At 61.3% G+C, this 21,746-nt stretch carries 18 protein-coding genes; 6 read left to right on the forward strand and 12 right to left on the reverse strand.

The window, feature by feature from the left end; translation table 11 throughout:
• Nucleotides 1–103 precede the first annotated feature (103 nt).
• Nucleotides 104–1,813: an alkaline phosphatase PafA gene (pafA, locus tag ABD842_RS17465; RefSeq protein ID WP_345116791.1), complete on the reverse strand. Its 1,710-nt coding sequence runs from the start codon at nucleotides 1,811–1,813 to the stop codon at nucleotides 104–106.
• Nucleotides 1,814–2,219: 406 nt separating this feature from the next.
• On the opposite strand from pafA, the gene ABD842_RS17470 reads away from it, so the two are divergent.
• The 3 genes from ABD842_RS17470 (at nucleotide 2,220) to ABD842_RS17480 (ending at nucleotide 4,458) form a co-directional block, all read left to right on the forward strand.
• Nucleotides 2,220–2,951 carry an HAD family hydrolase gene (locus ABD842_RS17470; protein ID WP_345116793.1) on the forward strand — a complete coding sequence of 244 codons (732 nt, stop codon included), beginning with the start codon at nucleotides 2,220–2,222 and terminating at the stop codon, nucleotides 2,949–2,951.
• A gap of 415 nt (nucleotides 2,952–3,366) precedes the next feature.
• Nucleotides 3,367–3,966 (forward strand): antitoxin Xre-like helix-turn-helix domain-containing protein, encoded by a 600-nt coding sequence (locus tag ABD842_RS17475; RefSeq protein WP_345116795.1) that lies wholly within the window; start codon nucleotides 3,367–3,369, stop codon nucleotides 3,964–3,966.
• A 78-nt stretch (nucleotides 3,967–4,044) separates the two neighbouring features.
• Complete coding sequence (locus tag ABD842_RS17480; RefSeq protein WP_345116797.1) at nucleotides 4,045–4,458, forward strand: hypothetical protein; 414 nt, start codon at nucleotides 4,045–4,047, stop codon at nucleotides 4,456–4,458.
• Between the two features lie 330 nt (nucleotides 4,459–4,788).
• Here the strand turns inward: ABD842_RS17480 and ABD842_RS17485 are convergent, their stop codons facing one another.
• From ABD842_RS17485 to ABD842_RS17525, 9 genes are all read right to left on the reverse strand, one after another.
• On the reverse strand, nucleotides 4,789–5,352 hold the full coding sequence (locus ABD842_RS17485) for a transposase (RefSeq protein WP_345116799.1): 564 nt from the start codon (nucleotides 5,350–5,352) through the stop codon (nucleotides 4,789–4,791).
• Between the two features lie 222 nt (nucleotides 5,353–5,574).
• The gene (gene atpG, locus ABD842_RS17490; RefSeq protein WP_345116801.1) at nucleotides 5,575–6,468 is read right to left on the reverse strand and encodes an ATP synthase F1 subunit gamma; all 894 of its coding nucleotides are present in this window, start codon (nucleotides 6,466–6,468) and stop codon (nucleotides 5,575–5,577) included.
• 92 nt (nucleotides 6,469–6,560) lie between these two features.
• Nucleotides 6,561–8,144, reverse strand: a complete 1,584-nt coding sequence (atpA, locus tag ABD842_RS17495; protein ID WP_345116803.1) for a F0F1 ATP synthase subunit alpha — start codon at nucleotides 8,142–8,144, stop codon at nucleotides 6,561–6,563.
• Nucleotides 8,145–8,148: 4 nt separating this feature from the next.
• Nucleotides 8,149–8,712, reverse strand: a complete 564-nt coding sequence (gene atpH / locus ABD842_RS17500; protein ID WP_345116805.1) for an ATP synthase F1 subunit delta — start codon at nucleotides 8,710–8,712, stop codon at nucleotides 8,149–8,151.
• Nucleotides 8,713–8,802: 90 nt separating this feature from the next.
• Nucleotides 8,803–9,297 (reverse strand): F0F1 ATP synthase subunit B, encoded by a 495-nt coding sequence (locus ABD842_RS17505; protein WP_345116807.1) that lies wholly within the window; start codon nucleotides 9,295–9,297, stop codon nucleotides 8,803–8,805.
• A 181-nt stretch (nucleotides 9,298–9,478) separates the two neighbouring features.
• Nucleotides 9,479–9,742 carry an ATP synthase F0 subunit C gene (gene atpE, locus ABD842_RS17510; RefSeq protein WP_345116809.1) on the reverse strand — a complete coding sequence of 88 codons (264 nt, stop codon included), beginning with the start codon at nucleotides 9,740–9,742 and terminating at the stop codon, nucleotides 9,479–9,481.
• A 52-nt stretch (nucleotides 9,743–9,794) separates the two neighbouring features.
• Complete coding sequence (gene atpB / locus ABD842_RS17515; protein WP_345116811.1) at nucleotides 9,795–10,856, reverse strand: F0F1 ATP synthase subunit A; 1,062 nt, start codon at nucleotides 10,854–10,856, stop codon at nucleotides 9,795–9,797.
• Between the two features lie 33 nt (nucleotides 10,857–10,889).
• Nucleotides 10,890–11,297 (reverse strand): hypothetical protein, encoded by a 408-nt coding sequence (locus ABD842_RS17520; protein ID WP_345116813.1) that lies wholly within the window; start codon nucleotides 11,295–11,297, stop codon nucleotides 10,890–10,892.
• Between the two features lie 7 nt (nucleotides 11,298–11,304).
• Nucleotides 11,305–11,544, reverse strand: a complete 240-nt coding sequence (locus ABD842_RS17525) for an AtpZ/AtpI family protein (protein ID WP_345116815.1) — start codon at nucleotides 11,542–11,544, stop codon at nucleotides 11,305–11,307.
• 251 nt (nucleotides 11,545–11,795) lie between these two features.
• Here ABD842_RS17525 and porW point away from each other — a divergent pair, with 251 nt between their 5' ends.
• The 3 genes from porW (at nucleotide 11,796) to uvrC (ending at nucleotide 19,137) form a co-directional block, all read left to right on the forward strand.
• Complete coding sequence (gene porW, locus ABD842_RS17530) at nucleotides 11,796–14,765, forward strand: type IX secretion system periplasmic lipoprotein PorW/SprE (RefSeq protein ID WP_345116817.1); 2,970 nt, start codon at nucleotides 11,796–11,798, stop codon at nucleotides 14,763–14,765.
• Nucleotides 14,766–14,838: 73 nt separating this feature from the next.
• Entirely contained in the window at nucleotides 14,839–17,172 is a 2,334-nt protein-coding gene (locus ABD842_RS17535; RefSeq protein WP_345116818.1) for a transglycosylase domain-containing protein, read from the forward strand.
• Nucleotides 17,173–17,313: 141 nt separating this feature from the next.
• Nucleotides 17,314–19,137: an excinuclease ABC subunit UvrC gene (gene uvrC, locus ABD842_RS17540; RefSeq protein WP_345116820.1), complete on the forward strand. Its 1,824-nt coding sequence runs from the start codon at nucleotides 17,314–17,316 to the stop codon at nucleotides 19,135–19,137.
• A gap of 83 nt (nucleotides 19,138–19,220) precedes the next feature.
• Here uvrC and porN read toward each other — a convergent pair whose 3' ends face one another.
• Nucleotides 19,221–20,102, reverse strand: coding sequence for a type IX secretion system ring subunit PorN/GldN (porN, locus tag ABD842_RS17545; protein WP_345116822.1), 882 nt, complete (start codon nucleotides 20,100–20,102; stop codon nucleotides 19,221–19,223).
• Nucleotides 20,103–20,149: 47 nt separating this feature from the next.
• Entirely contained in the window at nucleotides 20,150–21,733 is a 1,584-nt protein-coding gene (porM, locus tag ABD842_RS17550) for a type IX secretion system motor protein PorM/GldM (protein WP_345116824.1), read from the reverse strand.
• Nucleotides 21,734–21,746: the final 13 nt, after the last annotated feature.

Genomic DNA, 21,746 nt, shown 5'->3' on the forward strand with positions numbered 1-21,746 from the left:
GCCAGCTGAACGACAATCGTAACAACGACTTGTTCTGCCGTGATAAGGTCCTTCGCAGGCTCAGGATGACAGGTGGAAAAGGATAACCAAGCAAGAAAACCTGCTATTTAAGAACTTCGAGCAGGGGCGTGCCGGTGCAGCCGTTGGGCTCCTGAATGTGCAGGAAGCGCGCCAGCGTGGCCGCCGCGTCCGTCACCTTGGCCACCACGCTCGACTCGCCGTGCTTGACGTGCCAGCCCCAGAATACGAGGGGCACGTGGGTGTCGTAGTTGTTCAGCGAGCCGTGGGTGGTGCCCTTGGTCACGGGGTAGGCGTACGATTCGAGCCAGCCGGGCTGCAGCACCACCATCACGTCGCCGCTGCGGCCGGGGAAGAAGCCGTTTTCGAGGTACATCAGCATGCCGCTTTCCCAGTGCGACTTCTGCAGATCGTCGGCGGAGATGGCGCGGTTGACGCCGCTGAGCGACACGGCAATGTCAACCACTTCGTCCTGCACCTTGCGCAGGTCAAGATTTTTCTGGGCAATGAGCGGGCGGTTGAGGTACACCTGCTGGTTCTCGTAGCTCAGCACCCACTGCCCGGCCCCGTGCCGGCGGGTGAGGGCCTGCTGGATGGAGTCGCGCATCAGGGCCGGGCCCACCGAGCCGGCGGGCAGCTTGTGCAGGCGCATAAAGTCGGGCGAGTTGGCCGCGCCGTGGTCGGCCGAGAGGAACACCAGCGTCTGGCCCTTGCCCACGGTTTTGTCGAGGTACTGCAGCAGGCGGGCAATGTCCTGGTCGAGGCGCAGGTAGGTGTCCTCGGTTTCGATGGCGCTGGTGCCGAACTGGTGGCCCACGTAGTCGGTCGAGCTGAAGCTCAGGGTCAGAAAGTCGGTTTGGCCGCGCTGGCCCAGCTGCTCGGCCCGGACGGCTTCGAGGGCGAAGTCCAGAGTGAGCGAGTTGCCGAAGGGCGTGGAGCGGATCAGATCCAGGTTGCGGGGCGTGGCCACGGGGGCCTTTTCGCCCTCGGCCTTCAGCGCGCCCTTCACCGCCACGGGGGCCGCGGCGCTCAGCGCCGGCAGATCATGCGGAAACACCGGCTTGGCTTCCCCTTTGAAGGCCGCTTCCCAGGCCACGTCGTCGGCCGAGCTTTCGGTGTACTGCCCGATGGGCAGCAGCGTCGTCCAGGGCTGGTCGAGGTACTTCGCGGCCCGCTGCTCGCCGTTGAATTTGCTCACCCACTCGGGCAGGGTTTCCTGGTAGTAGGTGCTGCTGATGAAGGCGCCGTTGGAGCCGTCGTACCAGTAGGCGGCGTTGGCGGCGTGGCCGGCGGGCAGGATGGAGCCCCGGTCCTTGATGCAGACGCCGATGACCTTGCTCTGAAAGTTGGTGGCCAGCCGCAGCTCGTCGGTGATGGTGCTGGTGAGCATGTAGCGCGGCGACATCTGCCCCGCCGCGGCCGTGCCGCCCACGGCCTGCACGGTTTTGTCCTCGGTCACGTAGGTGCCCCGGCCGGTTTCGCGCCTAAACCAGTTGTTGCCCACGATGCCGTGCATGGAGGGCGTGGTGCCGGTGTAGAGGCTGGCGTGGCCGGGCCCGGTGTAGGTGGGCACGTAGTTGAAGTGGGTGTTTTCGTAGCTGAAGCCTTCGCCCAGCAGGCGCCGGAAGCCGCCGGTGCCGTACTTGCTCCAGTAGCGGTAGAGGTAGTCGTAGCGCATCTGGTCGACCACGATGCCCACCACCAGCTTGGGCCGGCTCAGGGGCGCGGCTTTCTTCTGCCCGAAGGCAGGCGCGGCCAGCACGGCCGCCAGCAGGAGAAACAGGCTCTTTTTCAAATCAGTAGCACGGTTAGGTCGGGCGCCGGCGGCGAACCGGCCAGGGCGGGGGCAAAGGTAACAGCCCGCATCCGGAATTCGGGTGCCGACCGCCAAAATAGCCGGGCCGGCAACCCTGCCGGCTACCGCACGTCATGCAGAGACGCCGCCGAAGCATCCCACGGGCAGTCGTTGTTGGAAAAAGAACGTCATGCTGAGCGCAGGCGTAGCCGGAGCCGAAGCATCTCGCTCGCTTCGTTAGGCTACTCCTTTAAAATCGTCTATCATCCTTCAGCTGTCCTTCGCTTTGCTCAGGATGACAGACGTATCTGGGTTGCCGTCCCAACAGCAGCCCGCGGGATGCTTCGGCTGCGCGTTGCTGCGCTCAGCATGACGTTCGTTTCTACTTCCCCCCTCTTCCTGCCCCATGCCTACTCCTGCCCTGCCCTACGCCCTGATCTTCGACATGGACGGCGTGCTCATCGACAACACGCCCTACCAGGCCCGGGCCTTCCAGCTGCTGTTCCGCGACCTGGGCCTGAGTACCAACGCCCGGCAGCTGCTGCGCCGCCTGAACGGGATGCCGGCCTCGAACATTCTCAAGACGGTCTTCACCAACCCCGTACCCGACAAGCAGCTCAAGGAGTACGCCGCCCAGCGCGAGTTTCTGTACCGCACGCTGTACTGGGACAAGCGCCGGGAAGCCGCCGGCCTCTCGAAGTTTCTGCAGGCGGCCCGCGACGCGGGCTTCAAGCTCGGGCTGGGCACGGGCTCGGCCGCCGACACCATCAGCTACATCCTCGACCACCTGGACCTGCGCCGCTTCTTCGACGTGGTCGTGGGCAAAGACGACGTGGACAAGGGCAAGCCCCACCCCGACACGTTCCGGGTAGCCGCCCAAAAGCTGGGGGTGCCGCCCGAGCGGTGCGTGGTGTTTGAGGACGCCCTGCTCGGCGAGCAGGCCGCCTACAAGGCCGGCATGCGCTGCATTGCCCTGAGCACCGGCCTCAAGCCCGCCCAGTTTCAGGCTCCGATGGCCGTGTTCAAGGACTTTACCACCCTCACGCCCCGCTTGGTACTGGAGCTGCTCGACCAGCACCCCAGGGCGCCCCGACCGAGCAAGGAGCTGGCCGGGCGCGCCTACAGCCAGCTTCGGTAAAACGAGGGGAGAGACGCGACACTCGTTCGATGCCCCGGCAAAGGTAAACCGGCCGGATGCAGCAGCGTCCGGCCGGTTTACCTTTGCCGGGGCATCGAGTATGTACTGGAAGGGGGTTAGGAAGGGGGCATTTGTTTATCGTTTGTCATCCTGAACCGCTCGGCCACTGCCGCGGGGCCGGCAGGCGGGAGTGCAGGGCAAGGCCGGACGGCGGACGGCGCATCAGGGCCGGGGCCGTACGGCCAAGGCCAGCGCTGATTATAGATTTTCGGCGGAGTCAAAATCCATAATCAGCGCTAGGGGAGCCCGGGCTGGTGATAGATTTTTGGCGGGGTCAAAATTTATAACCAGCTCTGGGCCGGACGTTGTATCTTGAGTGGCTGACCCGCCGTCGGGTAGCCGGAAGAACAGCGCCATGCGAAAGCCCACCCGAGGAGTAAGTGCCGCCGATACGCCGCTGGAAGGCAGAGTGCGCGCCTATTGGGGACTCACGCAGGGGGAGCTGGGGCGGCTGCTGGGCGTGTCGCAGGCGCAGCTCGCCAACGATGTGGCGGGCACCCGCCCCTTGCCCCCTGATGCCTCCTACCGCCTGCGCATGCTGGGCCGGCTGCTGCCCGAGCCCGGGGCGCCCGAGCCCGCGCCCCCACCCCCGGACCGCGCCCCGCTGGAAGCCCGCCTGATCATCTGCCTCGACCAGGCCCGCCGCCTGCGCTTTCGCCTGAGCCACGAGCTGCCCGCCCGGGCCCGGCCCGCCATTCACCGGCTGGCCCACGCCGCGAGCCTGCCCGCCGCGCTGGCCGCCACCGAAACCGACGCGCCCCTGCCCCCGCGCAAGCTCGAAGACCGGCAGGCCGAGCTGACGCTGCTGCACAACGCGGCCCTGACCGAGCTGGAAGACCGCAGCGGCCCGGGGCCGGTAGCGCTGCTGCGCGCCCGCCTGGCCGGGCTGCTGGCCGAAGCCGGGGCCCTGACCAAGGCCCTGGCCGCGCCCCCACCGGGCCCCGATTATTTTTAGCGCCCAACTGCTTGTAAATTAAGCCCGTCCTAATATCTTAGAATCGTAATTTTCACTAACCCTTTACCCCCTTTTATCATGGCGTACTCTATTGACCAACTGGCCACCAAGGCCGACTGCGACCGGGTGCTGGTGCCCCTGACGCAGAAACGCGACGAGGCGGCCAACCGCAAGTCGAACCTGGCCTTCCGGCTGCAAACCTTCGGTGACCCGGCCGCCCGCGCCGCCGAAATCACGCGCCTGAGCCGCCGCATCAGCGACGCGCAGGCCGACCTGCCCGGCATGACCGAGGGCCGCGAAAAGCGCCGGGTGGAAGACGAGCTGTCTACCTACATCAAGCGCCGCAACCAGTTCATCAACCAGAATGAGGAGCAGGGTACTGATGACCGGGTGATGCTGGAGTTTGAGGTGGCTACCGCCACGCAGACCCACGACGAAGCCGTGGGCCTCGTCGGGCTGGTACAGGTCCGCAAGGATTCGCTGCCCGCCTAAGCTTTCGGCCAGGGCCGCCGCACCAGCCGCGGCCCCGGCTTTTTCCGCTATCCGTACGCCTATTGCAACTTAGAAGAAACGCCCCACCTGCCTCGCGGCGGGTGGGGCGTTTCGATTTTTGGGGGCGCGCCTCCGGCTCCAAGCTGCCGGTCGGACCGCCGGAAGCGGGCCGACCGGTGGCCGCCAGGGTGAGACCACGCCAACGACGGCCGGACGTGACCGGTCGGACCGCTTCAAGCGGTCCGACCGGTGGCCGCATGCTGACGTCGCGCAGTTGAGACCGTTCTTACGACGACCGGTCGGACGGCTGAAAAAGCCGTCCGACCGGGGTTACTGGCCCATGACGTATTCCGGGGGAATCATATTCTCTGCTTCGCGCCGGAACAACTCAGAGGATTGTGGTAAATCAATCAGTCCGTGCGCAACGGCTTGGTTGCACAGGCTACCACTGCGCAGTCCGGCGTAGTCGCGGTACGAGGAGGAGGGCCAGTCTTCCAGGCGGCCAACCAGGCCGGCCCGCACCGGATTTTGATGGATGTAACGAAAGCAGGTGCGCAGATATGCTTCATCAGCGGCCAACGGCTGCGCTTTGGTTTTTGCCTGAAATAACGAACCGGTACGCTTTCGGTCCTGGTTTACGCCTTGGGTATAGGAGCTGAGAGCCGTTCCCACCCCTCTGTACAGTGGATGTATCGTCTGCGGCGTTTCAAGCGGGCACAGTAGCAGATGAAAATGATTCGGCATCAGGCAATACGCTAGCAGCTCACTGTGCGGGACAATGTGTTGACGCACTTTGCGCAGAAAGTACAGGTAATTAGCCGGCTCAAAAAAAACCGTCTCCCGGTTGTTGCCCCGGTTATAGACGTGGTAAGGCTGTTGGGGTACAAACTGCATAGCTTAAAGCTACCCATTCTCCGGATTTCCCCACCGGTCGGACGGCTCTTCGCCGTCCGACCGGTCGCCGACAGCACGGACCCGCTCCCACTGCCTTGTCACGCGTCGGCGCCCGGCGACCGGTCCGACGGCTGAAAAAGCCGTCGGACCGGAATATTCTAGCCGAAAAAAGGCCCGCCTCCTTCCGGAAGCGGGCCTTTTCGATAAGCAATGAGCCGGTGCTTAGCCGCGGCTGGCCGCCAGGGCTTCGGCCCCCCCCACGATTTCGAGAATCTCGGTGGTGATGGCCGCCTGACGCGTGCGGTTGTAAGTTAACTTGAGCGACTTGAGCAGCTCGCCGGCGTTTTCGGTGGCCTTGTCCATGGCCGTCATGCGGGCGCCGTGCTCCGAGGCGTTGCTTTCCAGCACCGCCTTGTAGAGCTGCACCTTCAGCGACTGGGGAATCAGGGTCTGCACGATTTCCTCCTTCGAAGGCTCGAAGAGGTAGTCCACGTTCGAGGTGGCCGTGGTCGTCACGGGTGCTTCGGCGGGAACCAACGGCAACAGCTGCTCGGCCCGTACCACCTGGGTGGCCACGTTCTTGAACTCGTTGTAGACCATCGTCACCTCGTCGTACTGCCCGGTGCGGAAGCCTTCCATGGCCTGCTCGGCGGCTTCGCGAACCGTATCGAACGAGAGTTTGCCGAACACGTGGGTGTAGTTGCCCAGCATCGGACCGCGCTTCGAGAAGTACTCGTGGGCGCGCTTGCCGATAGCCAGCACCGTGATGGCACCGGCCGCCGACTGCGCCGCGTAGCGCTGCGCAATCAGCGCATTGACCCCCTTGAAGATGTTGCTGTTGAAAGCCCCGGCCAGGCCGCGGTCGGAGGTAATGGCAATGATCAGCACCCGGCGCACCTCGCGCTGAGCGGTGTAGTCACTCTCCATCTCCTCGCCGACCTGGGCGGTCAGGTTGCTCAGAATGCTGTTGAGCCGCTGGGCATAAGGGCGCATGCGCAGGATGTTGTCCTGGGCGCGCCGCAGCTTGGCCGCCGCCACCATCTTCATGGCTTTGGTGATCTGCTGCGTGCTTTGCACCGATACAATGCGGTTGCGGACTTCTTTTAAGCTAGCCATTTTTATTGAGCTACAAGCTGTAAGCTACAAGCTGCAAGCTGCAATTTGACGTCAGAACATCAGCTTGCAGCTTGCGGCTTGCGGCTTATAGCTTATTTCGAAGAATATACCGCCGACAGGTCTTTGGCGACCTGACGGATGGCACCCGTAATCTCGTCGTCGAGCTTACCGGCTTTCAGCGCCTTGAGCGCCTCGGGGTGACGCGACTGCATCACCTGGCGGAACTCGGTTTCGAACTCCCGCACCTTGTTTACCGGCACCTGGTCGAGCAGACCGTTGGTGGCGGCGTAGATGATAGCGACCTGGTCTTCCACCTTCACGGGCGAGAACTGGGGCTGCTTCAGAATTTCGAGGTTGCGACGGCCGCGCTCAATGGTGAGCTTGGTCGAGGCGTCGAGGTCGGAGCCGAACTTGGCGAAGGCTTCCAGCTCGCGGAACTGGGCCTGGTCGAGCTTCAGCGTACCGGCCACCTTCTTCATCGACTTGATCTGGGCGTTGCCCCCCACGCGCGATACCGAGATACCCACGTTGATGGCGGGACGAACACCGGAGTTGAAGAGGTTGGTTTCGAGGAAGATCTGCCCGTCCGTAATCGAAATTACGTTGGTCGGGATATACGCCGAAACGTCACCGGCCTGGGTTTCGATAATCGGCAGGGCCGTCAGCGAGCCGCCCCCTTTCACCATGTGGCGAATGGAGTCGGGCAAATCGTTCATGTCGGCCGCAATCGTGTCGGACGCATTGATCTTCGCGGCCCGCTCGAGCAGGCGGCTGTGCAGGTAGAATACGTCACCTGGGTAAGCCTCGCGTCCGGGAGGACGACGCAGCAGCAGCGACACCTCGCGGTAGGCCACGGCCTGCTTCGACAAGTCGTCGTAGACCACGAGAGCCGGACGACCCGTATCGCGGAAGAACTCGCCGATGGCGGCACCCGTGAAGGGAGCAAAGAACTGCATCGGGGCCGGGTCGCCGGCGGTGGCGGCCACTACTACCGTGTAATCCATAGCGCCGCCCTTAGTCAGCGACTGCACGATCTGGGCCACGGTGGAGGCTTTCTGGCCTACGGCTACGTAGATGCAGAAAACCGGCTCGCCGCGCTCGAAGAACTCGCGCTGGTTCAGGATGGCGTCAAGGGCTACCGTCGACTTACCCGTCTGCCGGTCGCCGATGATCAGCTCGCGCTGGCCCCGGCCGATTGGAATCATGGCGTCGATAGCCTTGATACCGGTCTGCATGGGCTCGGTTACGGGCTGCCGGAAGATTACGCCGGGAGCCTTACGCTCCAGGGGCATCTCGTAAGTGTCGCCGGCAATCGGGCCACGGCCGTCGATAGGCTGGCCCAGCGTGTTGACCACGCGGCCGATGATGCCTTCGCCGACTTTGATGGAAGCAATCTTGTTGGTGCGCTTTACCGTGGCGCCCTCGCGGATTTCGCTGTAGTCGCCGAGCATTACGGCGCCTACGTTGTCTTCCTCGAGGTTCAGCACCAGGGCCTGCAGGCCATTTTCAAATTCGATCAGCTCCCCCGCCTGAGCGTTGCTCAGGCCGTAGATGCGGGCTACACCGTCGCCAACCTGAAGCACCGTACCAACCTCTTCGAGTTCGGCTTCGGTCTTAAAGTTGGACAGCTGCTCCCGCAGGATGGCGGATACTTCATCCGGACGTACGTCTGCCATGTTGTTAATTGATATGGTGTTGGTAGGGGTTCTCTTTGAAGCTGTTGCGCAGCTTGCGCAAGCTGTTGCGCACCGATTCGTCGAGCTGACGGTCGCCCACGCGCAGGATGAAGCCGCCGATGAGCGACTCATCAACCGTTTCCTGCAGGGTTACGTTCTCGAGGCCCGACTGCCGGCGCACGATGGTATTCAGTTCCTCGCGCAGGGCGGGGGCCAGCGGGGCGGCGGTAGTCACCTGGGCTACCTGCATGCCGCGCAGCACGTCGTACTGGCTCTGAAACTCGGTGGCTACCCACTCCAGGGCGCTTTCGCGGTTGTGCTGGGTCACGATGGAGAAGAACTTCTCCGTCATGTCCGTCACTTTGCCGCCAAAGATTGCCTGGAGAATGGCCAGCTTCTTATCGTGCTTCACGATGGGGTTGCGCAGCAACAGGCGCAGGTCGCGGTTCTGCTCCAGCGTGGTGCGGAACAGATCCATGTCGGCCTTTACCTGCTCCAGCGTCCCACGCTCCTCGGCCAGGTCCAGCAGGGACTTGGCGTAGCGGGAGGCAACTCGTTGTTCAGACATTGGTTTTGAGCTGCAAGCTGTAAGCTACAAGCTGCAAGATTTTTGGCCGACGGAACGTCAGCTTGAGGCTTGGAGCTTGGAGCTGGCAGCTTAGTTTAATTTGACATCCTTCAGGTACGAGTCCACGAGCTGCTGCTGCGAGCCGGCGTCGGCCAGCTCCCGGCGCAGGATGCGCTCAGCAATGTCGATGGAAAGCTTGGCGGCCGTGTTTTTCACTTCCGTCAGGGCCGAGTTCTTCTCGTTCTGAATGGCTTCGCGGGCCTGCATGATCATGCGGCTGCCTTCTTCGGTCGCTTTGTTCTTGGCCTGCTCGATGAGCTGGTTGGCCATGTGCGAAGCTTCCTGCATCATCTTGTCGCGCTCCAGGCGGGCTTCCGAAATCAGCTTTTCGTTGCCGGCTTTCAGCTGCTGCATTTCCAGCTTGGCCTGGTCGGCCATGCGCAGGGCGCTTTCGATAGAGTCTTCGCGCTCCTTGAGGGAGAGCAGGATGGGCTTCCAGGCGAACTTGGCCAACAGGAACAGCACGGTGAGGAAAATCACCAGCTGCCAGAAGATCAGGCCAAATTCCGGGGTTATGAGTTCCATACGGGGGAATTAGGTATTGAGCAGTGAGAGTTGAGAAGCAGCAAGTTAGCCGGGACCTGACAGGCCAAGCCAGCCTTGCGCCACGCAAGACGAAGTACTGACTACTTCCTTTCGAAAAACCAAGACAGCCCGCTGCGCCGTGCGCCGAAGCGATGCGCAGCGGGCTGCCTCAGCAACGCCCCTAGCCTTTCAGGTTGAACGAAATCAGCAGGCAAACTACGACGGCGAACAAGCCCAGACCTTCGATCAGAGCGGCTACAATCAGCATAGCAGTCTGGATTTTGCCGGAAGCCTCAGGCTGGCGGCCGATGGCCTCCATGGCGCTACCACCGATACGGCCGATGCCCAGACCAACGCCCAGAGCCACCAGACCAGCACCGATACCGGCACCCATTACAGCCAGACCAACAGAATTCGCAACCTGCAACAACAGAGAAAGAAGCATAAAACAGAAATTTGAGAGAAATGAAAAACAGAAAAAATCGGGTGAGAAAAGCTTAGTGCGCGTGGGCCGGCTCAGCGCCGTCGCCGCCGCCCATCTGCATGTCGGCGTCGTGGTGGTCTTCTACCGCGCCGCCAATGTACATGGCCGTCAGCAGCGTGAAGATGTACGCCTGCAGGATGGCCACCAGCAGCTCGAGCACGTTGATGAACAAACCGAACGCCAGCGAAACCGGCGCCAGCGCCACGCTTTTGAAGATGAAGATCAGGCTGATAAAGCTCAGGATAACGATGTGGCCGGCCGTGATGTTGGCAAACAGACGAATCATCAGCGAGAAGGGCTTTACCACCACGCCAATCAGTTCCACCGGAATCATGATCGGGAGCAGGGCCTTCGGTACGCCGGGCGTGGCGAAGATGTGGGCCCAGTAGTTCTTGTTGGACGATGCCAGGGTGATGATCAGCGTCAGCACGGCCATGGTGAAGGTCACGGCGATGTTGCCGGTCAGGTTAGCGGCACCCGGCATCAGGCCCAGCAGGTTGTTGAACCAGATAAAGAAGAACACGGTGAGCAAATACGGCATGTAGCGCTCGTACTTGGGGCCGATGGACTTCTTGGCCACTTCATCCCGGATGAAGGTGATGATGACTTCGAAGAACGACTGGATGCCCGAGGGCGCCTTGCCGTGGTTGCGGCGGTAGCCGCGGGCTACGGCGGTGAACACCAGCAGCAGCAGCACGGCGCTCAGCAGCAGGGAGGCCACGTTTTTGGTAATCGAAAAATCGTATACCTTGCCGCCGTCTTCGGCGACCAGGTGCTCGTGCTCCAGCTTCAGACCGTTGTAGGCCTGGCCGTGGGCCAGGTTCGAAGAAGAAAAAGCGCTCAGGCCCTTGGCCGGCTGGTAGGCGATGACGGGCAGCGGCAACGTCAGGTGGGTGCCGTGGGCCTCGTTGCCGAAGGTGGCAAAGTGCCACTCGTGCGAGTCGCCGATGTGGTGCAGAATCATCTCCCCGGGGTTGAAAGCCTCCTCTTGGGTAGCTTCAGCCGTGGTAGCTGGTTCAGAAGCAAAAACGGGAAGCGAAAGAATACAGAAGAGAGCTATCAGTAAGCGCTTCATTCAGTGGGGATTAAGGTAAAATTCGCAAAACCTTCATTCGGAGCCTTCGCCCGGTTTTGAAAACGGGCGCAAGTTACTCAGGATAGCCCAGATTTCAAACCCGGCAAAGAGAAAATACAATAGGAAGAAGCTTCCCAGGAAGGTCCAGGTGCCGCGGCCTTCCTGCGCCCCGCCCTTATACAGGTAGATCATCACCAGGCCGATAGAGAGCAGCAGGCGCGTGACCATCCCCCCGAAGAAGGCGACCATAAACCCGTCGGGGTTGGCTTTCAGCAGCAGGGCCGTCAGCCAGTAGGTCAGGGCCGTCAGCACGGCGAAGAAGCCGAAGATGGAGTAGGCCAGCGGGTGAATAACGGCCGCGCCGTATTGCAGCTGCAGGCCATACATAATGGCCCACACGATGACGGAGAAAACGAGCAGGGAACGGAGAAAAACGGCCACGGAAGAATTATTCGTTACGCGACACGCCGCGGATGATCTGATACGTAGCCGCAATGAGCCCGAAGACCATCAGGCCCAGGGTAAACCACGGCCGGTCGGTGTGGTAGTGCTCGTCGAGCCTGAGGCCGCCCCAGGTGCATAAGCCGATGATGGCCAGCATCTGAAAGCCCAGGCCCGAGTATTTGGCGAAGCTGCGCAGGCGGCTGGAGTCGTCGGATTTGTTGGGTGGTGGAACGTCGGCGGCCATAGCTCGGGCAGTTTGGGGGTGCGAAAGTATTGATTTTCGGCGCAGTAGCCTACGATTGCCCGCAGGTTTTGGCTAAACCTGCGGACCGCGGCCCTGGGGCGCCGTACCTGGAGCGCCGACGCGGCGGCGGAAAAACCGTAATTTTACTCACCGAGCTACGTTAGACGACTGCACGCGCCGCCCGAACGAACGAATCGGCGGACGACCCGCGTTTGATTTTTGCAACTTGGGGTCCTGACTACTATTCTGTTTTGACAAAATATCCGCTTTCCCGTCTGCTCTACGTGCCCGTGCTGCTGCTGCTGGCCGCCGCCGTGGGCGCGTGCTCCTCGGAGCGCAAGTCCATCATCGGGCACGGCTACGAGAATATTGTAGCCCGCGACAACGGCTTCTTCCTGGCCCGCGAAAAGCTGCGCGCCACCGAAACCACGCTCTACGCGGCCCGCGTGAACGACTACAACCGCGTGCTGCCCCTGTTTCCGACCCTGGACGACGCCACCGTGGGCCGCGTGACGGCCGACCTGGACGACATCATCAAAAAGGCGTCGTTGCCCATTCAGCACCGCCCCGGCTCCGACTGGACCGACGACAGCTACCTGCTCATCGGCAAGGCGCGCTACTATAAGAAGGAGTATGAGGACGCGGGCAAGACGTTTAAGTACGTCAACACCACCAGCAAGGACGCCAACGCCAAGCACGAGGCGCTGATCTGGCTGATGCGCACTTTTCTGGCCACCAAGGAGCTGGAAAACGCCGCCGCCGTATCCGATTTGCTGGACAAAGAGCAGGGCACCGGCCAGAATGCCCGGGAGCTGTTCCTGACCCGGGCCGAGTACTTTCTGCTGACCGGCGACCAGCCCAAGGCCATTGAGAACCTGACCAAGGCCCTGCCCTACATCACGCCCAAGAATGAGTTGTCGCGCACGCGCTACATCCTGGCCCAGCTCTACCAGGCCAACAACCAGGATAAGGCGGCCTATGCCCAGCTCAACCAGATTCTGAAGCGCAACCCGCCCTACGAGCTGGACTTCTTTGCCAAGCTGATGCTGGGCCAGGTGTCAGACCTGAACAACCAGGACAAGGCCCGGCTGGATAAGTACTTTGCCAAGCTGCTCAAGGACACCAAGAACAAGGAGTACCGCGACAAAATCTACTACGAAATGGCGCGGCTGGAGTACCGGCAGCAGCGCTACGACAATTCGTTGGTCCTGCTGCGGACCTCGGCCCGGGTGGCTACTTCCAACAAGGCCCAGAAGTCCTACACCTACCTGCTGGCGGGACGCATCTACTACGAGAACCTGCAGAAATACCGGCTGGCGGCGGCCTACTACGACAGCACCGTGCAGAATATGCCCCGGGAAGCGCCCGAGTATGCGGCCACCGCCGAGCGCAGCCTGGTGCTGAAGGATTTTGCCAAGCAGATTACCATTATTGACACCCAGGACAGCCTGCAAACCCTGGCCCGACTCGATACGGCCACCCTGCGCCGCCGCCTGACCGACTATGCCGTGGCCGAGCTGGCGGCCCGAAAAAAGGAAGAGGAGCGCCTGGCGGCCCTGGTGGCCCGGCAGGCCCAGCAGCAGCAGACGGCCAGCAGCAACGCCACCTCCGCCTTCGGCACGGCTAACTTCGACCCGCTGGCCGCCGCCAACAGCGGCACCGGCGCCGTGTGGTACTTCGACAACCCGACTTCGCTGGCCGTGGCCCGGGCCGACTTTATCCGCAAGTGGGGCGACCGGCAGCTGACCGACAACTGGCGCGTGGTAAGCCAAACGAGTTCTTCGCCCGTTTCCAACCAGGGCGGCAACGTGCCGGTTTCGATAGCCGGCGCGGGCAGCACCAGCGTGAATCCGGCTACCGGCGCGGCGGGTACCGCCGCGCCGGTAGACCCGGCGGCGCAGGTGCAGGGCCTGGTAGCCGGCTACCGGAGCAACCTGCCCCTGACGGCGCCGCAGCTGCAAGCGTCGCAGAAACAGGTTGAGGAGGCGCTGTTTGCGCTGGGCGGCATCTACAACCAGCAGCTGCGGGAGCCGGTGCAGGCGACTGAAACCTACGAGAAGCTCGTAACGCGCTTTCCGGCCGGCGTGCATTCGCCCGAAACGTACTACAGCCTTTACCTGCTCTACAAGGAGCAGGGCAATGCCAAGGGCGAAGCCTACGCCGAGAAGCTGCGCCAGGAATACCCGAACTCGTCGTATGCGCGCCTGGTGGCCGATCCGGAATACCTGCGCCGCACTTCACTGGCCAACGCCCAGGTCGGAATACTGCTGGACTCGGCTTTCACCTTCTACAAGAAGCAGGAGTTCACCAAGGCTACCGCCGTGCTGGCCCGGGCCAAAAAGCAGCACCCGGTGAATGACCTCAACGACCGGACCTCGTTTCTGAGCACCCTCATCACCATCCGCACCAAGCCCCCGGTGGTAGCGCGGGCGGCAGTAGACCAGTTTCGCAAGGAGTATCCCGAAAGTCCGCTCGGCGGGCAGGCGCAGAACCTGCTGGTCAGCTACAAGCGCTACGAGGAAGGCCAGATTGCGGGAGCCCTGGCTTCTACCGATAAGCCGGTCATTTCCGTATTCCGCCCCGGGGAAATCGACAACCGGATGCGCATCTTCTATTCCGCTGAGGAGTCGCCGGCCAGCAAGGTGCCCTTGCCCCCTGCGCCGACGGCCCCGGTTCCTACCCCGGCCAAGCCGGGCGCGGCTCCGGTTCCGGGCGCACTGAAGGCCCCGGCAGCATCGGCACCCAAGTCGGCGACTACCCCGGCCCCTACGCCGGCCACGCCGACTCCAGCTGCCCCGGCCGCCGACCTTGCGCCCGCTTCACCTCCGCCTCCTGCTGGCAAGCCGGCTACGGCCTACACGGCCAATTCGGCGGCCGGCCACGCGGTAGTGCTGGCCTTCCCGAAAGGCGCCGCCCCGCTGCAGGATCTGCCGGCCGGGCTGAGCGCCTACAACAGCCGCTACTTCAAAGCCAGCAATCTGCAGGTGCAGCAGTTGGTGCTCGGCGACAGTCTGGACCTGGTGGTGGTGCAGTCTTTGCCGGGCGCCAAGGTGGCCCAGAACTACGCGCTGAAGCTGCGCGGCCCCCAGTCGCCGCTGAGCCGGCTGCGGGGCGCGGGTTACCAAACGCTGATAATTGGTATTGATAACCTCCCGCTGTTGCTGCAAAGCAAGGACGTCGAAGAGTATCAGCGCTTCTACCAGAAGACCTACTCCAAATAATTCCGGAAGCGGGCTGCTGCGCATACTCGTCCGGGGAAGCGCAGCCCGGCCCTTCTGACTCATACCTGCATACATGGCTTACCCTGCCACTAAAACGAAATCTTCTTCCCGCAAACCCCAGCGCCCGGGCCGGTTCACGGCTTTTACCCGCACCCTGTGGCTGCTTTTCGGCGGCGGCGTGCTGGGAGCCATCCTGTACGTGCTGGCTGTGAGCATCAACTTTCTGGGGCTGTTCGGGCGGATGCCCAACCTGAAAACGCTGGAAAACCCGAAGAGTGAGCTGGCGTCGGAAGTGTACTCGGCCGACGGCGCGCTGATGGGCAAGTACTTCCACGAAAACCGCACCCCGGCCGAGTACGAGGACCTGCCCCAGCACCTGATCGACGCCCTGATTGCCACCGAGGACTCGCGCTTTGAGCAGCACTCCGGCATCGACGCCAAAGCCACCGGCCGCGTGGCCGCGGGGCTGGTTACGGGCGGCAGCGGCGGGGGCGGCTCCACGCTCACCCAGCAGCTGGCCAAAGTGCTGTTTCGCACCCGCGGCGACCTGAACGACGGCACGCTGAACAAGGTCCCGGGAGTGCGCATGCTCGTTACCAAGACCAAGGAGTGGATTCTGGCCGTGCGGCTGGAGCGCAACTACACCAAGCGCGAAATCCTGCGCATGTACCTGAACACCAACGATTACGGCTCCAATGCCTTTGGCATCAACACGGCTTCCAAAACCTTCTTCAACAAGAAGCCCAAGGACCTGACCGTGTCCGAAGCGGCCACGCTGGTCGGGGTGCTCAACGCCCCGTCGCGGTTCAGCCCCAAGTTCAACCCCGACCGCTCCAAGCGCCGCCGCAACTGGGTGCTGCTGCAGATGAACAAGTACGGCTACCTGCCGGAAGCCTCGCTGCGGGCCGACACGCTGAAGCCCATCAAGCTCGACTACAGCGTGGAAAACCAGAACGAAGGCATTGCGCCCTACTTCCGCGTGGAGGTGAGCAAGATGCTCAAGGCCTGGGCCAAGGAAACCGACCACGACCTGTACGCCGACGGCCTGAAAATCTACACCACGATTGACTCGCGGATGCAGAAGTACGCCGAATCGGCCCTGGCCGAGCACATGAAGCTGCAGCAGAAATGGTTTGATGCCCACTGGAAAGGCCAGCAGCCCTGGCGCGACGAAACCGGCAAAGTCATTCCCAACTTCATTGCTACCTCCATCCGCCGGACGGAGCGCTACAAGTCCCTGAACAACCGCTTCGATGGCAACAAGGACTCCATCAACTACTACCTGCGCAAGAAGTATAAGATGACGGTTTTCTCGTGGCAGGGCGAGAAGGAGATGGTGATGTCGCCGCTGGATTCCCTGGCCTACTACAAGCGGTACCTGCAGGCCGGCTTTATGGCCATGAACCCGCTCAACGGCCAGATCAAGGCCTGGGTGGGCGGCACCAACTACAAGTACTTCAAGTACGACCACGTGAAGCAGGGACGCCGCCAGCCCGGCTCCACGTTCAAGCCGATTGTGTACACGGCCGCCATCGACCAGGGCTACTCGCCCTGCTACCAGCGCCCCGACGTAGCTACCACGTTTCCGGCCGTAGCGGGCCGCGAGTCCTACACGCCCAAGAACTTTGAGGGCGGCTTCTCGGGCCGCACCTTCACGCTGCGGCAGGCGCTGGCCCGCTCCATGAACTCCATTACGGCCTGGGTGGTGCAGAAAGTAGGCCCCGAAACCGTGGTGCAGTATGCCAAGCGCCTCGGCATCACCTCCCCCATCGAAGCTGTGCCCGCCGTGGGCTTCGGCTCCAGCGACGTGAGCATGTTTGAGCTCTGCGGCGCCTACGGCACTTTCGTCAACAAGGGCGTGTGGACCGGCCCGATGATGGTGACGCGCATCGAAGACAAGAACGGCAACGTGCTGCGCGAGTTCGTACCCCAGACCAAGGAAGCCCTGAGCGAGGAAACGGCTTACCTGATGACCTACATGCTGCAGGCTTCCACCACCGAACCCGGCGGCACCTCGGTCATTTTGAAAACGGGCTTTAAGTTTCCCTACGAAATGGGAGGCAAAACCGGTACCACCAGCAACTACTCCGACGCCTGGTTTATGGGCATCACACCCGATCTGGTCTGCGGCATGTGGGTGGGCGGCGAAGACCGCAGCATTCACTTCCGCACCGGCGCCTACGGCCAGGGGGCCCGGCTGGCCCTGCCCATCTACGGCGTGTTTATGCGCAAGGTGTACGCCGACAAGGGCATTGGCATCAGCACCGCACCCTTCCCCAAGCCGACGCAGCCGCTCAGCATCGAAATTGACTGCAGCCGCTACTACGGCGGCCAGCGCGACACGATTCCCTACGACCAGAAGCTCAACCAGACCGACCTGCAGGACCTGGACGACCAGGATATTTAAGTCGACTCTTCGGGCGCAAATTGCCGGTGGCAGGTGTTCTACACCTGCCACTTTTTGTTTCTTTACCCCGGCCGGCCCGCGCGACCGAACAAATGCGGCCGGCCTGAGTACTCACAGCATCATCCGCGACTTACCCCCTCTATGGCCGCCAACGCCCAGCTCCAGGAGCAAATCCGCCAGCTGCCCCACCAGCCCGGCATCTACAAGTTCTTCGACGACGAAGGCATTATCTACGTCGGCAAGGCCATCGACCTGCGCAAGCGGGTGAGCAGCTACTTCACCAAGCAGGACCACAACAAGAAAACCCAGCAGCTGGTCAAGACTATCCGGCGCATTGAGTTTACCATCGTCAACAGTGAGTCCGACGCCTTTCTGCTCGAAAACAACCTTATCAAGCAGAACCAGCCCAAGTACAACATCCTGCTCAAGGACGGCAAGACCTACCCCTACCTGTGCGTCACCAACGAGCGGTTCCCGCGCGTGCTGCCCACCCGCCAGAAGATCAACGACGGCTCGCGCTACTACGGCCCCTACGCCAACCTGACGGCCATGAACGTGATACTGGAGCTGATCCGGGCCCTGTATCCGCTGCGCACGTGCACCTATAACCTCTCGCCCGAAAACGTAGCGGCCGGCAAGTTCAAGGTCTGCCTCGAATACCACCTCGGCAACTGCAAAGGCCCCTGCGAAGGCCAGCAGGATGAGGAAACCTACAGCCAGTACATTCAGCAGATCCGCAACATCCTCAGCGGCAATCTGACCGTGCCCAAAGCGTATTTCCGCGAGCGAATGATGGCCGCCGCCCAGGACCAGCAGTACGAGCTGGCCCACACCCTCAAGCAGAAGCTCGACCGTCTCGATGACTTTCAGGCCAAGTCCACGGTCGTCAATGCGGCGCTGTCTAACATCGACGTATTCAGCATCGCCTCCAATGAGAAGCTGGCCTTCATCAACTATCTGAAGGTGATGAACGGCTCCATTATCCTTACTCAGTCTGTCGAGCTGCAGAAAAAGCTCGATGAAACCGACGCCGAAGTTCTGGCCCCGATGATCATGCAGATGCGGGACGAGTTTGAAAGCCAGTCGCGGGAAATACTGGTCAATACCGAAATCGGCGGCCTGCCGCTGCCCGGCGTCACGGTCACGGTGCCGCAGATCGGGGATAAGCGTAAGCTGCTGGAAGTATCGCTCAAAAACGTGCTCTACCTGCGCAAGGAGAAGGAAAGCATGAACGACCGGTCCAAGGACGTCAACGAGGTGCGCATCATGGAAGGCATCAAGCGCGACCTGCGCCTCACGGAGCTGCCCAAGCACATCGAATGCTTCGACAACTCCAACTTCCAGGGCGACAACCCGGTGGCCGCCATGGTGTGTTTTCGCAACGCCAAGCCCAGCAAGAAGGACTACCGCCACTACCACATCAAAACCGTCATCGGCCCCAACGACTTCGACTCGATGTATGAAGTCGTCACGCGCCGCTACCGCCGCCTGGTGGACGAAGGCGCCTCCCTGCCCCAGCTGATCATCGTCGATGGCGGCAAGGGCCAGCTCAGCATGGCGGTGAAGGCCATCAAAGACCTCAACCTATGGGGGCAGATGGCCATCATCGGCATTGCCAAGCGCCTGGAGGAAATCTACGTGCCCAACGACCCGCTACCGCTTTATATCGATAAGAAGAGTGAGTCCCTGCGCCTGTTTCAGCGCATGCGCGACGAGGTCCACCGCTTCGGTATCACCTTCCACCGCAGCCGCCGGGATGCCGCCACGCTCAAAACCGAGCTAACCGACGTCAAAGGCCTGGGCCCCGTCACCGCTGACAAGCTGCTGACCAAATTCAAGTCGGTGAAGAAAATCAGGGAGCTGACCGAAGCCGAGCTGATCGAGGAAGTCGGCAAAGCCAAGGCTCGTATCCTACTCACCTATTTCAGCGAGCAGGAAGCCGCAGCTCCTTCCTCGCCGGAATAGCCCGGAAACGAGCAACAAAAAGCCCCGGCCATTACGGCCGGGGCTTTTTTGTTGCTTATCAGTCAACCTGAAACCGAGTAGGGCTAGAAGCTCCAGAGGTTGTACTCGTACTCGATCAGGTCGGAAGCGGCCTGCTGCGAAGCCAGGATACCTTGCTGCTGCCCGCCATAGATTTCGTCCAGACGCGAGTCGTTTGGGTTGGAAACCTTCACGATATACGAGTTGAACAGCCACAGCTCGAAAGCATCTGCTAGGTTCTTGTGCTGCGCATCGTTCTGCGAGTTGAACCAGATGGCCTTATCCGGATTGGCCCGGAAAACGCGCACCAGGTCGCTGTACTTGAACGTGCCGATTGGCTTCTCAATGCCCGAGGTATTGGAGCCCAGCGTCGAAGGAACCAGCAGCGTTACGGTTTTGATGTCGTGATACATCCGCGACCGTTTCTTGTCGAAGATCATATCCTCTTTCAATTCCATCTGGAACAGGTCCTTATACCGGTACTCGTAGCTCGGCGGCGCCACCGGCTTTTTAGGAGCTGCCGCCACCTTCTTGCCTTTGGCCGTCTTCTTGGTGCCCCAGTCGTCGGCGGCATCATCGCTGAAGCCGGCCGCTTTCTCCTCGTCGCTCAAGCCCGCGCTGGCTTCGGCATACGACATGTTGCCGGAAACCTCCGTGGAAGTGTAGGTACTCGTCAGCGAGTCATTCTTGTAAGCCTGCAGCTCACCGCGCTTTACCGCTTCCAGAATCACCCGGCTGATTTCCTTGCCTTCCGAAAACATCGGCTTGTTTTGCTTCTCCCGAAGGTCAACCGCGCGCCAGATCGTCTTCCGGAACATGATGTCCGAGTTCGGAATCGGGCGGTACGAGCCGTTGCTGCTCGCGGTGGTGGCTTGTTCCTGGGCCGACGCTGCCACCGACAGCATCATGGAGGCCGTCATGGCGGCGAAAGAAAGGAATTTGTTCATACCCTGGTAATCAAAAAAGCGCATCGGTTAGTTCAGCAGCGTAACGCTTAGATCAGCGGAATATTGAACTGCTTGGATACTTTTACTTCTTCCTGCTGATCCTGGAAGTTCAGGCGCTTAACTTCCTTTACTTCGATGTACAAACGGTCACCTTCACGGCCCGAGTTTACTACGTCATTCAGGTTAGCTTCCGGACCGTTGATGGTACGCGTCGGCATGGCCGGGCGCTTACCCCGCACGAGGGTCACTTCGTAGCGGGTTACCCGGTAGCGGGCGTCATCGGGCAGGAAGGTGGCGAAGCCAGCATCGGGAATAGCCTTCAGGCTCATGTTGCGGACGGCCGTGATGGGCGTACCCTGCTTTTCGTTGGCCGGGCGGCCACCAACCCAGCACTGAATATCAGGCTTGGGAATCGGGCGAACCTGGAACGTCTGCGAGCCAATGGCATTGCCGCCGCTGCTCACGTTCAGCGTTACTTCGCGCGAGTTTGGCACCAGCGTTACGTCACCCAGCTTTGAGCCCTGAATAACCGAAGCGCCGGAAGCACCGAAGCTCGGCTTATACTGAGCGCCCAAGGCCGGAACCTGCACGCTGAGCTTGTTACCGCACTTGAAATACAGCGCCTGCACCGAAGCCGACTGAATCTGCATTACAGGCTTGGTAATCGTGTAAGGCACCGACACTTTAAAGGTTGTGTCCCGGCCATTCTGCTTGAAGCGAATACTACCCGTCCACTGCGCTTTCGCGTTGCCGGAAGCATCGAAAGACCCCGGGCGGGCCGTAAATTCCACCTTGCCCTTACCGTCTGGCCCCACTGACAGCGGGCTGCCGTTCAGCGTCATCGAAGGATTCAGACCCGAGGCCGAAGCCGTCAGGAACAGCTCAGCTTTGTATTTGGTACCAGCAGCCACGGTGTTCGACTCAGCACTGGCGAAGGCGCCTACTTTGTCAAATACGATGATGTTGCCACCAACCTTGGCCGACTGCGCGGCCAGAGCATCCGACTCATACTTCAGTACCTCGGCCTCTTTCTGCGACAGAACAGCCAGAGCGGCTACCAGAGGCGTGTTTTCAAAGTTCAGTTCGGCGAAGTTCTTGTTCTTCTGCTCAGGCTCCATGATGCTTTTGTCATCCTTAGCATCCAGGGCCAAAGGTGCTGCACCAGGAACAAACTGCTTGATGTAATCAGCGTACTTGTTCAGCTCATCCTTCATGGCGTAAGCTGCGCCGTTCTTGGTGCCCCCCAACATGGTAATGGCCACCTTGTCTTCGGCACTCATGTTCTTGTACTCGTTCTTGCCTTTGGTGTTCTCCGTGGCCGTTACAAGCTTGTCCCGAACGTCGCGCAGATAGGTCACCATCTGCTGGGTGCGCGCCCGGATGTCTTCGCTTTGCTTCAATACGGCGACGTCTTTGGGCGTATTGCGGTTCTTCACGACCTGCGCCTGAATACCCTTTACCGTGCCGTCGTTGGCCTTGGACACCTTTTCGTTGATACCGAAGAGGCTGTCATCCAAAAACTTGAACTTGAGCAGAATTGCTGAATTTACTTGTAGGGCAAGAAGGGCCGTCAGTACCAGGTACATCATGCCGATCATTTTTTGCCGTGGAGTCTCTTTTCCTCCCGCCATCGTGTTCTTTCCT

The sequence above is a fragment of the Hymenobacter algoricola genome, assembly GCF_039539525.1.
Classification (GTDB): domain Bacteria; phylum Bacteroidota; class Bacteroidia; order Cytophagales; family Hymenobacteraceae; genus Hymenobacter; species Hymenobacter algoricola.